We start from the raw sequence: 14,916 nt of genomic DNA, 5'->3' as shown, positions 1-14,916 counted from the left end.
TCAAGTTGTATCTGTCCAGACGTCAGATGCTGATCAAGAAACTCCACGCGCAGTCTAGCAGTATCACTGGTCCAGCATCGGTGGTCTTCTATCTACGGATTCTTTTAAGAACAGCCTTATTGGTAAACTCATGGCATTCCAAATTGACTATGTCTTTCGTTCTTTCTAAGCTTCTGGATTACCCCTAACAAGTTGTCCTTAAGATACATTTGTGATGCCAGTTTCTTAAATTCTATATGCTCGGCAGAAAACGGCTTGCTGTCGGACAGAAATCAAAACAGGGACATGTCGCGATGAGCCTGTTCTTTCACAGGTCGGTGTCTTTCCTTCCATTCATAAATCCACCTCTGACGACCCTGGTTTTGGACCTCAAACTGCCTACTCAGCCATTCTTCCCGTTTCTGCAGATTGACCAGTTTCTGTTGACAAAGGAATATTGAACCGCTCCTGCATTAGCGGAGACCTCCGCTTTCAAGTGGTATTTGCCTAAAGAAAACAGATTACTTTCCACCCCAGATCCACCTGCCTGTTCAGGAATGTGGAATAAGATAGGCAGCAGTCGCCCAAGTAGCTTTCCACATCGCGAACATTGTTTGTCAGAAGTTCAGCACCGATAGACAATTACAACTTCGAGGGGTGTGAGGGAGAAATAACTCACAGTCTAACGCCAGGATTCAGTAAGCAGCTTGCGATTCGACTTGGATTATATAGATTGTTTTTTAATAATAGCTCAAATTAATTTCGAGGTTCACATGCGTGCATTTCTATCTCACTCGTCAAAAGATAAAGGCTATGTACAAGCAGTTAAAGATAATTTGCGTCCTGGGAATTACGAATTTGATTCACAGACCTTTGACGAAGGAGGATTGAACTCCGACGAAATCTTAAAGGCGCTAAATCGCTGCGACCTATTCTGCCTATTCCTATCGAAAGATGCACTGAATTCTGGATACGTAAATTTTGAAATTGCCTTCAGTAGAGAACTGATTGCGAGTGGGAAAATAAGTCGTGTCCTGACGATTTGTTTGGACGAAGACGTTTTTAATAGTGCTAAAGACTTCATAAAACACTATAATATGGTGCGTCGCTCAAGCAGCCCCGAAAGTACCGCTAGGTTGATTGAAGGTAAACTTATATCTTCGAATCACTCTAAAAGAATAAAATCTCATCCGTTTGTTGGTCGTGAAACAGAGCTAAAGATTCTTGAAAAGCAAGCAAACAACCTAGATAAACCTCGAATTAAGGCATTGTATGTCTCAGGAAATTCTGGTTCGGGTCGTAGGACGGTAGCCAAAAAGTTTTTCCAGAACCAATATCCAGAGATTGGCGCAATACCACCAACTGTTGAACTTGATAATTTTGACGGGTATGATGATATTTACAGGGCTATTATATCATCGCTAAACCCAAGTATATCAATTCCGGATCTTAAAGACCTTATCGAAGGCTTTCAAAATGCAGACAATAAACGAAAGTCGCAGATAATCGCTGATAAGATCAATGAAATTGTCCATGATCGAGAAACTTTATACGTATTTGATGGCGGCGGCGTCCTTCGTGAGGATGGTTCTTTTCAACCCGAGATTGAAAGCATTTTGGATAGAGTTGTAGATAGGCCACATCCTCCTGTAGTGTTTATATCACCTAGAATGATCCCAAAGCGGCTACGCAGAGCCGCTGATGACTTGGCATACCTAAGCGTATCCGCTCTTACTAGAGAGGATACTGAGCGTTTGATCACGGGATTACTCAAAGAGTGTGATGTGAGGGTAAAGTCGGGGCAACTAGAGAAACTGGTCGATATCGCAGATCAGCATCCATTCAATATATATCGTATGGTCGATCTGGTGTCGGAGACATCCGTTGATCTATTCCTCAGTAATCCTCGAGATTTCATCGAATGGAAACATAAGCAGACTTCAGAGTACCTAAGATCAGCTAATTTAAATAGCCTTGATCTAAAAATATTATCTGTATTTTCCATTGCTCCAGAGCTTGATTTCACATCCTTATCTGACGTTCTCTCCGAAGTAGACTCTTCTGAGATCAGTGGATCAGTTCAAAAAATGCTCGATCTGAATATCGTTCGTGTTGAAGATGAGAGGATTTCGATTTCACCCGCTTTAAGAATTGCGTCTGAACGCGATCCAAGAACTGAGCTCAAAAGTCAGGAAAGGACTCGAATAATGCGTTCCCTTTCAAGATCTTTGGAATTACGCATCGAGGATGGCGAAGCACCTATCACGCTTCTCGAATCGGCGATCTTGATGACTCTTGAAAGGGATGAGCCCACGTCGAAGCTTATGGAAGCTTTTATACTGCCTTCGCATCGTGTTTGGCTTGCTAAAAAACACTACGATGCACGACGATGGAAAGACGCCATACGAATGGCGCGAGAAGCAATTGAGGGACACGGTCGCCTATCAAGATCCGGTGCTATCGCCGCTTGCCGTTACCTAGGCTTAGCTGCCGCTCGCATCAATGATCAATCAACGTTCAATTTCGGTATCACACAACTGAAAAATTTAGCAGATGACGATGCGTCTGAAGCTATCGTACATTTCCTAAACGGCTTCAACCTTCGCCTTCAAGGCAAACTGACAGAAGCACGCGAAACACTGATTTCCGCGTATAAACTATCGCAGACCAATCGTGCTACGTCGCGCGAACTTGCATCTGTGTGCTTAAGTCTTGACCTTCCGGAGGAAGCAGAATCTTACGCACGCGAGGCGTATGAAGCTGCTAAGGCTAACCCTTTCATTATCGATATTTTTATTTCTTGCCTAATCAGGAACAAAAAGAAGCTTTGCAAGCGGGATCCTGAGGTTCTGGAGCTTCTCGATTCTCTCCAACAGTTAGATGAGGAGGAAGGACGCTCTTTCCATGCAACGAGATTAGCTGAAATAGAATATTTTTATGGAGATAACCGAGAAGCGCTTAGGCTGGTGCTGGAGGCTCTCAAGAAAACTCCTTCTCTTTTTGCGCCTTTAGAACTCTATGCAAAGATACTTCTTAAGGATAGAAACTTTTCCCGGGCAATCGAGCAAATAAATATTGCTCGCAGAATCGTCATGGACCGATCTACATTCGATTTACGAGCAAACTATAGGCCGTTTCTTCAATTGGAAGCAAATTATTACCTCAATATAGGCGATTTTGATAGTGCAAGAAATATTTATCAGGATGTAAAGTTCTTTTCTAATTTGGATCGAGAGACCCTGAACAAAGAGATTGAAACGATTCAGTCCTACAAAAAGGGACGATCTGAATAATCATTGATATTAGCCTATTTGGTTGTCGAAATGACAAATATCGGTTTTAGGAGCAACGTAAGTTGCCCCGAATAACTGAACAGTTACGTAAAGCCGTTAGAAAAGTAGTTCACAAGGATGTCCGGTTGGGTGGTCATGCTGCCCAACAGCCGACTTTCTGCTTACCCCCTAGATGCGTTTACCTAATCCCAACATTCCAGTTGGAAATTCGAAGATGCTCAATATACAGGTGATTTTCGGCCAGTGATTGATATTGAATGATTCTGGTCGAAATTGCCAAATAGAAGTAAACGGAAAACTTTGACGGAAAAAAAAGAGTGATGACAATCTTGCATCCCTAGTTTTCCGATATTTCTCTGAAAAAATTTTATGAAATGAAAGACAAGGTACCGCTTACTATAATTAGAGAAACTCTTTTGAAACAATACGGATTTTTAGGAATTAGATAGCCCTACCGAAAGGCGGATTTTTATTCGCCAAGCTTGTGAGCGAAGCGAGCAGCGCCGAGAGATTAACGGGTGGTATGTTTTGAGAAGGATAGCTATCGGTATCAGGGTTTCATCTGTCTTGTTTGTATAAGGAGGCGGGCGGTTTCGTCCGGTGACAGAGGCATCCATCTGTTCTTTTTCCGTTTATCTCTGTGATTTAGGCAAGCTGTGATTTGATCGAGACGATAACCGCGAGCTTTAAGAGTTAAGAGGAAAGGATCGTTGTCAGTTTTTCGATCATAAATAGTATCTGCACTGTCTGTGGTAGCAGGATCAGTGCAGTCCTTATTTTCTTCTTTGGTTTTTAGTTTTGTATGGTTGCTATTAGATAAATAAGTATAACAGGATAGAGTATAAGAATTGAACTCGCGTTGATTGTCCGAGATTAGGGGTTTTTTTGAGGTATCCTCCTTAGGTGTTTGGGAAGGTGTTTTAACCCCTTCTTGGTCAGCCTGTGCTGCCTTCTTAACCTGCTCTTCCTGTTCCCGTTGTTCAGCACGCTCGATAGATTTGGCGAGCTGTATTAACGAATCTGTTAACTCTGTTGGCTCTTTATCGCCCGATATCGCTTTGACGAAATCTTCGGGCGGCAAGCTTTCAACGATAGCCTTGGTTTCGGCTTTGTCCGCCTCTTGGGCGTGGTCGATATCGTCAGGAATAGGTGCGTTCCTCCGGCGCATCACACGCTCGAAAACCTGTCTGGCCAACTCTGGCCAAGCCTTGGGAGACAAGAAGCCGTAGGCGTTACTGGTCTGCTTGCGGCGGGGGCCTTTGCCATCCGCTTTGATCTTGATTGATCGGCGTATCCAGCGGATGAAGCCTAAATCCTGTAATTGCCGCAGTAATTTAACGACCGTCGCACGGGCATAGCCGACACGATCGCATATTGTGTCGAGGGTTGGCTCCAGACGGCCAGTTTTAAAGTCGACCATCCGAAACAGCATCTTTAAAAGGCGAACGGCCTTATCGCTTAAGCCCTTGGTTTTGATCGAATATTGATCGACCGCTTCCAGATAGGCACCGATCTCTTGCGGATTGACCGGCTTCCAGACCGACTTCTCGCGCTCGCCCACCTCATAAGAGTCACGGTGGACAGGATCAGGAGTCCGACGACGTGTTTTATTGCGGGTGGCTCTTTCGAGAGGATCTCTACGTCTTGCAATAGCTGTTTTACGGGCAATATCGGCAGCGGTTTCAGGATCAACGCCGTTTGAAACCATCTGGTCAAAATATTCGATTTCGTCGAATGCTTCTGATGCGGGGGCGGTAACCTCACGATTGGTATTTGAGGCCGGAATTTCGGGATTAGCGCTATTGGCCAAGGGAGGTGATTGGCGGTCATATGTCGCACCGACAGGCTCCCTTTTTTTGGCGTTTTTAAATTCCTCAGCAGCGAGATCAGCCATGTCTTTTGCATGGTCGTAGGACATTCCCGTCTGCATCAGCATTGAACGATAAGTGCCGCGCTTGAAACGCCCCAACCTGTCCACAAAAGGGCTACCTTCAAAAGACATAGAGGAGGGAGATGAAGGTAATGGAGCTGTAGAAGAATCTGGTAAGATGGTAGCACGTAATGGAGAAGCCAAGGATAGCGAAGACGAAGCGGAGATCGGCAAGGATAAGTCAGCAACTTCCAAAGGCGATACAAGGTTAGGCGACATAGAAGACAACTCAGCGGATAATGGGGCAGGCGCGAGATTGGGCTTTGGAGAAAGAACAGAGGATGCGGAGAGGGTTGCAGAAGAGGCAGAGTCAGAAGAGGACAGATCGGCATTAAGTGAAGAAGACATAGGAGATGACGCCACGAAATGAGACGATGAGGAAAAAGAGGCGGTCATTGTGCGGGCTCCAGTCTTGGACGCAAAAAAGCCACAGCGAAGATTCTCCGCTGTGGCAGGCCTGAATTTGAAATAGATAAAAGGGAAGAGGCTGCGCCGGTTCTGATCACGGGACAAGCTTCCGGCTCATCGCCCGATCATTGACGATCTGGTTGATCAGAATACGAATAGAATTTTCAGGATGCCCTTTTCGCGAACGGCTGACCGCAAGCTTGGCCTTCTTGATGTCGTATTTCTGGCCTTTCAGATCCCGATAGGCTTCGGCAATCTGGCCATCCAAACGCGCCTTTTCTTCTTCAAGACGGATAATGGATTGGAGCTTTTCAGTCAGCTCTTCGGTCGCATGAATAGAACTCATAAGACAGTCTCTCCAATGAGAAGATAAGGGATTGCCGAATAGGCATCGGCCAGAAACCCAAGGTTAGAACTGACGGAAACAGAACAGGTCTTTTCCAAATAGGAAAGGCTGAAAAAACAATGGGTCATAAGGACGAGCCAAAATTTTCAATGAAGCCCGCCAAGCCATCATTGGCCGTAGTTGCTGAACGCTTAATCACCTCAATAAGACTTAATATTTCAGTATTAAATCTTATAAATTCATCTTTTGAGACATTTTCCAGTAAAGCATAAGAGCGGGTTTCTTCCGCTCGGCGAATACCTTCCAAGCGATCCATCAACAGGCGAAGACCGCATTCCATCTGCCCCATATAAAGATATAGGGCGTTGCTGATCTTCTGCTTGAATCTGCTGATCTCGCCATCGACCACAGAAGGCATATTTTCGGCTGTTTTAATTGTCATTTTGACACAACTTCGGCTTTGATGATTGAGGAGAGTTCAGAGAAACTTTGAAAGAATTTCGCTCATGTGCAGAGCGCAGAAAGGTCATTTGCAATAAGAAACGGTAATTACATCCCCCATTTTTAAGAGTTGATGTAATGACCTTCCTCAAAAGCGCAGATTTATTTTTTATAAAAAAAACAGATGTTGCGAATCTATTTATATTTTTTATAAGAAAATATGATGAACGAATCATTTTAAGAATCTTTAGATTCATTAAGATTGATCACATCATGTGTTTTTCTGAAAAAAAACTGTGTATTTGGGAGATTAATATTCTTTTTCAATAAAAAATCCATAACACATCAGGCTCCGCACACATCATTTCAGAAAATAAATATCGACGAATCATTTTTTATGATGATTAATCATAAAATTCAACTACTTTTATCTAAAAATCACAAAATCTATCGATTTTATTAATGTCTAGTTATATAGATTAGCCTAAAATTTAGGCATGACGATAATGCCCAAAATAGAATTTGAGAGATTAGAACGACTGAGACTCAACATTCGCCAACAACGCTGCATGCGCGATTGGACAGCTCGACAGCTGGCTGATGAGGCCAATAAAGCAGCTAAACGTCGGGGCATTGATCTAAAATTAAAGTTATACTCTATTACCTCGCTCGAGACTGGCAGAATGAAAAGTGAACCAGTCTGGGCTAAATACGTATTATACGCATTTGAAGATAATCCTGTTGAGATTGAAGGTTTTCAATCAGTACCGCAAAATGAAAAAAGTGAGGCCCTTAAAAAAGAGTGTGATAAGGTTCTAGCACTACCGGAACCCCCGCTATTAAAAAAAATTCTGATTGGACTGCTAGGGCCGATAGAAATTGGGAATTCTCTGGAGTCGAAATTACAACTTGCTGATATTCTCTCTCAAAGATTGCCTATTGGGGTAAAACACGGCCAATCTTTGTTTGAATAGTATTCTTTTGGCATAATCACAGCTTTTATGACAATAATTCCACCAGAAGAATTCCAAAGACTCGAGGCCATGCGCCAGTCTATGCGTAGAGAACGGTGCTTACGCAACTGGACAGCTGCACGTTTAGCGCAAGAAGCTTGTAAAGCTGCAAAAAACCGTGGTGTAGATTTACATCTGAAACAGCAGTCAATTTCTGCGTTAGAACTGGGAAGATTAAAAAGCATTCCATACTGGATTGAGTATGTTAATGCATCTTTCCTAGACAACCCAATCAATGAGGTCTCGTCTGTATCTATTGCTGGTTTGGAAACCTCCAAAGAATTAAAGATTGAAGAAACTACTCAAAAAAATCATAATATTACTAAAACTTGCTCAAAAAAAATAAAAATACCTGACCAACAGGCTTTAAGAAACTTGCTATTAGGACTGCTTATTCCAGTTGAGACAGATGTCTCTCTGGAATCAAAACATCAAATTGCTAATGTATTAGCAAAACACTTACCAAAAGGCTTAGAACAGATAAGTTTGTTTCAGTAATATCTTTTTGGTATAAATAGATATTATGACGAGACATGCATCATCTGAAACAACAAAGATCGAAAAGGTGCGGCAATGGCTCCGTGAGGAAAGAAATTCTCGCGGATGGAGTGCTAATAGATTAGCAAAAGAAGCCAAACTCTCGGCAGAAGCTCGTGGCAAAATATCAGATATAAAACAGCAAACTATATCTGCATTCGAAAATAGACAGACAAAGGGTATCCCAGAATGGGTAACTTTTGTAGCAGCCGCGTTTGAAGATCATCCAACGCCTTCGGTAATAAAGAATATTACTGAGGCAAAATGCACGGAAGCCTCGGTAAAATTACCTACTCAAACAGAACTCCGAAAAATGCTGCTTGGTTTGTTAGCTCCGATGGAAATCGGAAGCCCAGACTCATGGAATCTTAAACAAAAAATAGCATCATCGCTTGCGCAAAGACTACCTATTGTGATGACGCAACCGCAGATATTCCATACTGAGATTTAATATCATCTCTTCCTGAATAACTAATATTCCTAACATGTTGGTTATTCAGAGAAATTTCCGAATGCCGCGTCCATGATTTTATAGAGAGCGCCCTGCCTTAGTTATTCTATGCGACACATCGGCTTAAAACAGGAAGCGTCTGCTTTCTTCAAAAGCCTTGGTCTGACTGCATCTGATGCTGTCCGCATGATGCCTGATAAAAGTCGTTCAAGAAAAAGCTCTGCCTTTTGATCCTTTGATTCCAAACAAAAAGACATTGATTGCTATGACAGACGCACGCGCCAGTAAATTAAAAAAATTCGACAGCACTCAATCTCTGATGGATGGCCTCCATGCGGAATGGTCGGAATTTCATACAGTCTATTCATGCATTGAATGGATGCTAGCTTTTATTGAAAAACGACTATCATACAGTGATTCTTATTTGAAATAAGTATACATTCAGCGTATTATTGGTAGCAAATATATGATGAATGTATATCAATAGGTGTAAAAATGGCGACAACAAGTTTCAATCTGCGATTGGATCAGGATTTGCGGGATCGAGCCTTTCCGGTATTAGAGCGTTATGGATTAAGCGCAGCGCAGGCATTTAAGTTATTTTTAAATCAAGTGGCCGAGACCAAAACGATTCCGCTATCTTTCGATTATGCTAAAGATGAGCCCAATACGACCACACAAAAAGCGATGCTGGAGGCATTAAGGCGCACTGATTTTTCGGAAGCCTTTACGGCAGCAGAGGCCTTGAAAGTATTACAAGAGAACCATGATGCGTAAGGTCTTGCTTGAAAAACAATTCAAAAAAGACGCTAAAAAGAATTTTCTAGAGTTTGTTACCCCCGCATGGGCAGAAATTTTAAACTGCCTTTGTCAAGATTTGGAACTCCCGCCAAGATATAGAGATCATGCCCTTTCAGGTAATTGGCTTGGCTTTAGAGATTGCCATGTAAAACCGGATTTAGTGCTAATTTATATGAAGAATGGCGATGATTATGTTCAATTAGTACGTTTGGGAAGCCATTCTGAACTATTTGGGTAGAGCCATAAAAGCGTCCGAAATATAAGATTACCCGATTATTTTATTTATCCGGTAATTTAAAAAACCAGATAAATTTTAATATCCATAACAGCCTGATTTTACAGTTTCATTATAATAATTATTTAAATTGATGATATATCATAACCCAATAGTTAAATATCATTAAGTGCTATTGAAAATTATTACCAATAAGATATGCGTTTCAAAAAAGGGCTATCAGGTGGGTTTTGTTATGAATTTTCGAGCGCTTTGTCTGAACACCATCGGACTATCCAGTTTGCTTTCCGGTATGGGAACAGTGTTCCTTTCGACCCCTGCATGGGCAGAAAATTCTACATCACAAAGCAGAAACAATGCGCTTCTATTTTCTTCAAAAGCATCTGATCTTAAAAAAGAAGAAACCGTTCCGGCCGTTACCAAACAAGAAGATCTTATTGTAACAGCTTCTCGCAACAATCGAATGTATGTATCAAGTGGTGGGGATTTGGGCGCCTTGGGCAACAAAAAAGGCCTTGATGTTCCCTTCAATATTCGCAGTTATAATTCTAGCCTCATTTTGAACCAGCAGGCTCAAACCTTGGGTGAAGTTCTTCTTAATGACCCAACGGTCAGGACGACAACAGGATATGGAAATTATGCCCAGCTTTTCCAGATTCGGGGTTTTACCCTGTATGGTGATGATGTGGCGATTGATGGATTATATGGCGTAACACCTCGTCAGCTTGTTTCTCCACAGCTCTATGACTCCGTGCAAGTTTTAAATGGCGCCAGTGCTTTTTTAAATGGAGCGGCTCCCGGCGGATCCGCTATTGGCGGTAATGTTAATCTTGTCCCCAAACGTGCGACATCAACAGATATAACACGGGTTACCGGCGATTATACCAGTAATGGCCAAGGTGGCGGTGCGGTCGATATAAGTCGAAGATTTGGTCAGGATCGTGCTTATGGATTCCGTTTTAATGCGGCAGGCATGAATGGTCGAACAGCGATTAAAGGAGAACGCCGTGACGATATTGCTATTGCCGGTGCTTTTGACTGGCATAATGAAGATACGCGGATAGATATGAATATGAACTACCAGAAACAACAGGTTTTTGGGGGGCGTAGTTCTATTATCGTTTCCAGCCTTGGAACAGATATGCCCGTTCCAAAGACGACTTCTCCATCAAAAAATTGGGGACAGAAATGGGCTTATACCGATTTATCTTATTTATTCGGTACACTGAATATAGAGCATGATTTTGGAGACCATATCACTCTTTATGGTAAATTCGGAGCGCAGAGTGGTCAGGAAATAGGCAATTATGCCACCACGACTTTAAAAAATTCTTACACAGGAGATGGAAGCGTTGGTGCGATGGCTACGGCCTATAATGTCCTTAATAAGTCAACTCAAGCCGGTGTTCGCGCCCATTTCAAAACCGGCTTTATCAAGCATGAAATCAATGCAGGAGGATCCGCTATTTGGGAAGAATCCTATGCTGCCTATGCCATGAGTTTGGTCGGCCAAGCAGGGAATATTTATAACCCTATCCAATTTACCCCGAATGAAACCTATGCCAGTGGTAATATGAAAAATCCGGGACGAGTTTCCATGAACAAGCTCTATAGTTTGTTTTTTTCTGATACGATGAATTTCTGGGATGACCGCATTTCTCTCACCGGCGGGTTCCGTTATCAAAACATCCTGTCCAATTCCTATGCTTATGGCACAGGTAAACTTCAATCACAGTATGAATCGGGCGTTATTTCTCCGGTTGTCGGATTAGTGGTTCATCCAATAAAATATTTTGCTGTATATTTTAATCGTATCCAAGGCCTTTCCGCAGGCACAACGGTAGGAGCAAGCTATGTTAATGCAGGTCAGACTTTTGCCCCCTATCAAAGCACACAGTATGAAGTCGGAGCAAAATATGACATTGGCCGTTTTTCTGCCAGCGTCTCCTTTTACCAGACAGCAATGCCTTATGGGATGGTAGAATCCTATGGGGATACAGGCTTGTTAATTTATACCCAAGACGGGAAACAACGTAACCGCGGTATGGAGCTAACATTTAATGGAAAAATTTGGCGCGGGTTACGATTTAATGGCGGTCTAACTCTGATTGATGCCAAACAGATACGAAGTTCGGGAGGCAGTTACGACGGAAAAACCGTGATTGGCGTTCCAGATTATACGATTAATGGGAATCTCGAATATGATATTCCCTTTGTCAAAGGTCTGACCTTTGTTGGGCGAGTAGTCAGCACAGGAAAGCAACAATTTAACAATGCAAACACCGCTCATCTACCTGCATGGTCAAGGTTTGATTTGGGAGCGCGATACACCTTCCTTGTTCGCAATAAGCCGCTTACTGCACGGATCGAAATAGATAATGTTGGCAATCAACGCTATTGGGATTCCGTTTATCAAAGCAATTTGATTATGGGCGCCCCACAGACTTTTAAATTTTCAATTACGGCAGATCTCTAAAAAATATTTTTAACGCACTGTTTTTAAAAGATTTTTCAAAAAACCAGATATTTATAATTACCGGATATTTTAAAATATCCGGTAATTTATTAAGGTTTTAGGCTTGCAGACCACCATCAACAGCAATAGCTGCGCCGGTAATATTACCGGATTCCGAGCTAGCTAAAAAAGAAACTGTGCGGGCGATATCATCCACTTGGCCGTAGTCTTTCGTCGCTGTAAAAGAAGAAATTAAATCAAAGGCTTCGCCATCTGCCGGATTCATATCCGTATTGATAGGACCGGGTTCAATGACATTGATCGTTATAGCTTTTTGACCAAGATCACGCGCAACGCCTTTGGCAAAGCCTCGTAAGCCAGCCTTGGCAGCCGAGTATAAAGAAATGCCAGCAAAGGGGGCTCGACCTGCAAATGTTGAACCAATCAAGATGATACGACCACCAGATGGCAAATGACGCACAGCTTCGGATACTTCGACCATGACAGAACGAAGATTAAGGTTAAGCATATCGTTGATATCATCAACGCTTACCTGATCTATATTTTTATAAGAAAACATTCCTGCATTGCAGACCAAAACATCCACACGACCAAAATGTTTGGCTGTTTCTGATATAACTTTTTTATTGCCTTCTACTGTTGAGCCATCAGCTTGAATAGATAAAGCCTTGCATCCCAAGGCTTCTATTTTTTGACAAATTGCATTGGCTTGGGTAGCACTTCTTGCAAAAGAGATAGCTATGTCGAAGCCATCATGAGCTAATTTTTGAGCAATGGCGGCTCCTATACCGCGACTTCCGCCTGTGATAATAGCGACCGGTTTCGTCATTCGTATTATTCCTTACTTCTTAGGCCTCATCCTCGAAGTATATTATGCCTATCATCAAAATGGTTTGAAAATCATTTATTATTGGATAATTTAAATTATCCGGTTAATATAAATACCAGATAATTTTAAAAGGGTCATATTATGCCTACTGTTGTGGTTGCATCCCCCAAAGGAGGTGCCGGAAAATCAACAACAGCAGTCCTGTTGGGAACAGGACTGGCACATGCTGGAGCTGAAGTTGTTATGGTTGATTGCGATCCCAATCGCTCTTTAACCATATGGTCAAAACGCGGCACAATGCCTCAACGCATGCGCGTTCTGTCAGATGTCACGGAATCAGAAATCGTTAAAACGATTAAAAACCATGACAATGATGGAAAGATTATTATTGTCGATTTGGAAGGCATTGCGTCGCGATTAGTCTCTCGAGCAATATCTCAAGCCGATCTTGTGCTTATACCTATGCGTGCGACAACTCTTGACGCAACGATCGGCGCAAGAGCTTTACAGCTAATAGAGGAAGAGGAAGAGGCACTAGACCGCTCCATTCCTTATGCTTTGGTTTTTACAATGACCAAAGCGGTTAAGTCAAAACAGCATAGTGGCATTGAAAAGTCTTTTCGAGAACAAGGTGTTGATCTCATTGAACCGCCTCTGATGGAGCGGGCAGCTTTTTCGGCTTTATTCGAATTTGGTGGAGATCTCTATAGCATGCCAGAACAGGGCAATATGGAAAAAGCGATAGAAAACGCCTCGCTTTTTGTCCAAGCTGTCTATCAAAGATTAACTGGAGATGCCCAGTGAGTAATAACGCTTTTAGTATCGATTTAAGCCGCTTAAAAAAACAACCCAAAACATCCTCGACTAAAGAAACAGATCAGGTTGCTGAAGAATTGGGTTTTTCTTCACGAGAAATCGTAAAAAAAAGAGGGAGAAAGCCAAGCCCTCGCACTGGGCAAGTCCATGCTAAAGTGATGCCAGATACATCTATCGAAATTGCGAATGAAGCAAAGCGCAGAGGCGTTCAGCAAGGTGTTCTTATTGAAGAGGCATGGCAATTATATAAGCAAAATATAGCCATAAAATAATCCGGTATTTTTAATTACCGGATATTTATTTTAATCTGGTTTTAAAAGTTCAAATTTTTGTTAATTTTCTGTCTTAATTTATAAAATTTATATTTTGATAATAAAAATTATTTGCAATAAATTAGGGGTTATAATTTTACGAAGAAATTATGTTTAGCAATGAAAAATATTAGATCTAGCCATATACATATAAAACACCCCTCATATCTTGTAGGGCAGTCACTGTTACATCCTGTATTCAACCAGTTTCACAGTGGTCTTAGCGCTAGTTGGTTTACATCTGAAAATGCTTGTTCTGTAGAAGGCGTTTTTGACAACGCATCTTCGGTTGTGAGATGTTTAGTTATTCTTTCTGGAAGTTGTGAAATACATATAGACGAAGATATCTATATTTTAACAAGCCAAGATATTGTTATGGCTAATCTTCAAGATTCAAGATTCAAAATTAATACTAGTCATGATTTTTCCTGTCTAGAATTACATATAACACTCGAATTTTTAGAAGATATAAAAACACCCTCATGGGAAACTGAAATTTTCACAAAAAGAAAAATTCTTCGCAAAAGCAAGCTATGTCTTCCTCTAAGAAAGGCGGCAACAAGCCTATGCCTTTCTATGCAGAAAGGGTTTCATAATGCGCCCTTGCGCTGCGCTATGGCCTTAGCTGTGATTGGTCATTCTTTTGAACATATACAAGAAAGTCATCCACAAAACACACTTTCAACAATCGAGAAAGCTCGTTTGGACAAGGCGTATAAATTACTGCTTTCAAGAAAAGATATTGCTCCAAGAATTATTGATTTGGCCAAATATAGTGGCCTTAGTGCGACAAGGCTGAAGACAGGATTTCGGGAAATTTATGGTTGCGGGCCTTATAGCCTTTTTCAGGCGCATCGGATGGAGCATGCCAAAATACTTTTGAAGAAATACTCTGTCACTGAAACAGCTATTCAGCTGGGATATAGTAATATCAGTCATTTTAGTGCCGCATTTCAACGTCAATTTGGTAAATTGCCTAATACTTATCGTAAAAAAAATTGATTTTTTATTTATAAAAACAATATCTATAAAATAGATTTTAAACAAATA

At 41.7% G+C, this 14,916-nt stretch carries 14 protein-coding genes; 10 read left to right on the top strand and 4 right to left on the bottom strand.

The annotated features are described in order from the left end of the window. Positions 1–752 precede the first annotated feature (752 nt). Positions 753–3,272, top strand: coding sequence for a TIR domain-containing protein (locus ZMOB_RS09460; protein ID WP_014466428.1), 2,520 nt, complete (start codon positions 753–755; stop codon positions 3,270–3,272). A 550-nt stretch (positions 3,273–3,822) separates the two neighbouring features. Here ZMOB_RS09460 and ZMOB_RS09455 read toward each other — a convergent pair. The 3 genes from ZMOB_RS09455 to ZMOB_RS09445 form a co-directional block, all read right to left on the bottom strand. Beyond that, positions 3,823–5,598 carry a helix-turn-helix domain-containing protein gene (locus ZMOB_RS09455; RefSeq protein ID WP_014466427.1) on the bottom strand — a complete coding sequence of 592 codons (1,776 nt, stop codon included), beginning with the start codon at positions 5,596–5,598 and terminating at the stop codon, positions 3,823–3,825. Positions 5,599–5,704: 106 nt separating this feature from the next. Next, on the bottom strand, positions 5,705–5,956 hold the full coding sequence (locus ZMOB_RS09450; RefSeq protein ID WP_014466426.1) for a GapR family DNA-binding domain-containing protein: 252 nt from the start codon (positions 5,954–5,956) through the stop codon (positions 5,705–5,707). Between the two features lie 124 nt (positions 5,957–6,080). After that, positions 6,081–6,398, bottom strand: a complete 318-nt coding sequence (locus tag ZMOB_RS09445; protein ID WP_014466425.1) for a hypothetical protein — start codon at positions 6,396–6,398, stop codon at positions 6,081–6,083. A gap of 505 nt (positions 6,399–6,903) precedes the next feature. Between ZMOB_RS09445 and ZMOB_RS09435 the strand changes: the two genes are divergently transcribed. From ZMOB_RS09435 to ZMOB_RS09405, 6 genes are all read left to right on the top strand, one after another. Beyond that, entirely contained in the window at positions 6,904–7,371 is a 468-nt protein-coding gene (locus ZMOB_RS09435; RefSeq protein ID WP_014466423.1) for a hypothetical protein, read from the top strand. An 81-nt stretch (positions 7,372–7,452) separates the two neighbouring features. Then, a complete protein-coding gene (locus ZMOB_RS09430) occupies positions 7,453–7,908 on the top strand; it encodes a hypothetical protein (protein WP_252507342.1) in 456 nt (151 codons plus the stop codon). Between the two features lie 25 nt (positions 7,909–7,933). Next, positions 7,934–8,398, top strand: a complete 465-nt coding sequence (locus ZMOB_RS09425; RefSeq protein ID WP_014466421.1) for a transcriptional regulator — start codon at positions 7,934–7,936, stop codon at positions 8,396–8,398. 495 nt (positions 8,399–8,893) lie between these two features. Then, positions 8,894–9,175 (top strand): type II toxin-antitoxin system RelB/DinJ family antitoxin, encoded by a 282-nt coding sequence (locus tag ZMOB_RS09415; protein WP_014466420.1) that lies wholly within the window; start codon positions 8,894–8,896, stop codon positions 9,173–9,175. After that, positions 9,168–9,437, top strand: coding sequence for a type II toxin-antitoxin system YafQ family toxin (locus ZMOB_RS09410; protein WP_012817705.1), 270 nt, complete (start codon positions 9,168–9,170; stop codon positions 9,435–9,437). Before ZMOB_RS09415 ends, ZMOB_RS09410 begins: the two co-directional genes overlap by 8 nt. A gap of 232 nt (positions 9,438–9,669) precedes the next feature. Further along, positions 9,670–11,910 (top strand): TonB-dependent receptor, encoded by a 2,241-nt coding sequence (locus tag ZMOB_RS09405; RefSeq protein ID WP_014466419.1) that lies wholly within the window; start codon positions 9,670–9,672, stop codon positions 11,908–11,910. A 97-nt stretch (positions 11,911–12,007) separates the two neighbouring features. Here ZMOB_RS09405 and ZMOB_RS09400 read toward each other — a convergent pair whose 3' ends face one another. Further along, positions 12,008–12,739, bottom strand: coding sequence for an SDR family NAD(P)-dependent oxidoreductase (locus tag ZMOB_RS09400; RefSeq protein ID WP_014466418.1), 732 nt, complete (start codon positions 12,737–12,739; stop codon positions 12,008–12,010). A 141-nt stretch (positions 12,740–12,880) separates the two neighbouring features. Here ZMOB_RS09400 and ZMOB_RS09395 point away from each other — a divergent pair, with 141 nt between their 5' ends. The 3 genes from ZMOB_RS09395 (at position 12,881) to ZMOB_RS09385 (ending at position 14,868) form a co-directional block, all read left to right on the top strand. Beyond that, on the top strand, positions 12,881–13,543 hold the full coding sequence (locus ZMOB_RS09395) for a ParA family protein (RefSeq protein ID WP_011078127.1): 663 nt from the start codon (positions 12,881–12,883) through the stop codon (positions 13,541–13,543). Beyond that, positions 13,540–13,827 (top strand): hypothetical protein, encoded by a 288-nt coding sequence (locus ZMOB_RS09390; RefSeq protein WP_014466417.1) that lies wholly within the window; start codon positions 13,540–13,542, stop codon positions 13,825–13,827. The genes ZMOB_RS09395 and ZMOB_RS09390 overlap by 4 nt, the downstream gene beginning before the upstream one ends. 159 nt (positions 13,828–13,986) lie before the next feature. After that, positions 13,987–14,868: an AraC family transcriptional regulator gene (locus ZMOB_RS09385; RefSeq protein WP_014466416.1), complete on the top strand. Its 882-nt coding sequence runs from the start codon at positions 13,987–13,989 to the stop codon at positions 14,866–14,868. Positions 14,869–14,916: the final 48 nt, after the last annotated feature.

The organism is Zymomonas mobilis subsp. mobilis ATCC 10988, assembly GCF_000175255.2.
Taxonomy (GTDB): domain Bacteria; phylum Pseudomonadota; class Alphaproteobacteria; order Sphingomonadales; family Sphingomonadaceae; genus Zymomonas; species Zymomonas mobilis.
The sequence above is the reverse complement of the archived record's forward strand: the minus strand, read 5'-3'. Positions and strand labels throughout refer to the sequence as shown.

Coding starts and splice junctions, on each gene's coding strand:
- ZMOB_RS09450 (WP_014466426.1), bottom strand. CDS start 5,956: ATGAGTTCTATTCATGCGACCGAAGAGCTGACTGAAAAGCTCCAATCC.
- ZMOB_RS09395 (WP_011078127.1), top strand. CDS start 12,881: ATGCCTACTGTTGTGGTTGCATCCCCCAAAGGAGGTGCCGGAAAATCA.
- ZMOB_RS09455 (WP_014466427.1), bottom strand. CDS start 5,598: ATGACCGCCTCTTTTTCCTCATCGTCTCATTTCGTGGCGTCATCTCCT.
- ZMOB_RS09460 (WP_014466428.1), top strand. CDS start 753: ATGCGTGCATTTCTATCTCACTCGTCAAAAGATAAAGGCTATGTACAA.
- ZMOB_RS09385 (WP_014466416.1), top strand. CDS start 13,987: ATGAAAAATATTAGATCTAGCCATATACATATAAAACACCCCTCATAT.
- ZMOB_RS09410 (WP_012817705.1), top strand. CDS start 9,168: ATGCGTAAGGTCTTGCTTGAAAAACAATTCAAAAAAGACGCTAAAAAG.
- ZMOB_RS09430 (WP_252507342.1), top strand. CDS start 7,453: ATGCGTAGAGAACGGTGCTTACGCAACTGGACAGCTGCACGTTTAGCG.
- ZMOB_RS09435 (WP_014466423.1), top strand. CDS start 6,904: ATGCCCAAAATAGAATTTGAGAGATTAGAACGACTGAGACTCAACATT.
- ZMOB_RS09425 (WP_014466421.1), top strand. CDS start 7,934: ATGACGAGACATGCATCATCTGAAACAACAAAGATCGAAAAGGTGCGG.
- ZMOB_RS09405 (WP_014466419.1), top strand. CDS start 9,670: ATGAATTTTCGAGCGCTTTGTCTGAACACCATCGGACTATCCAGTTTG.
- ZMOB_RS09400 (WP_014466418.1), bottom strand. CDS start 12,739: ATGACGAAACCGGTCGCTATTATCACAGGCGGAAGTCGCGGTATAGGA.
- ZMOB_RS09445 (WP_014466425.1), bottom strand. CDS start 6,398: ATGACAATTAAAACAGCCGAAAATATGCCTTCTGTGGTCGATGGCGAG.
- ZMOB_RS09415 (WP_014466420.1), top strand. CDS start 8,894: ATGGCGACAACAAGTTTCAATCTGCGATTGGATCAGGATTTGCGGGAT.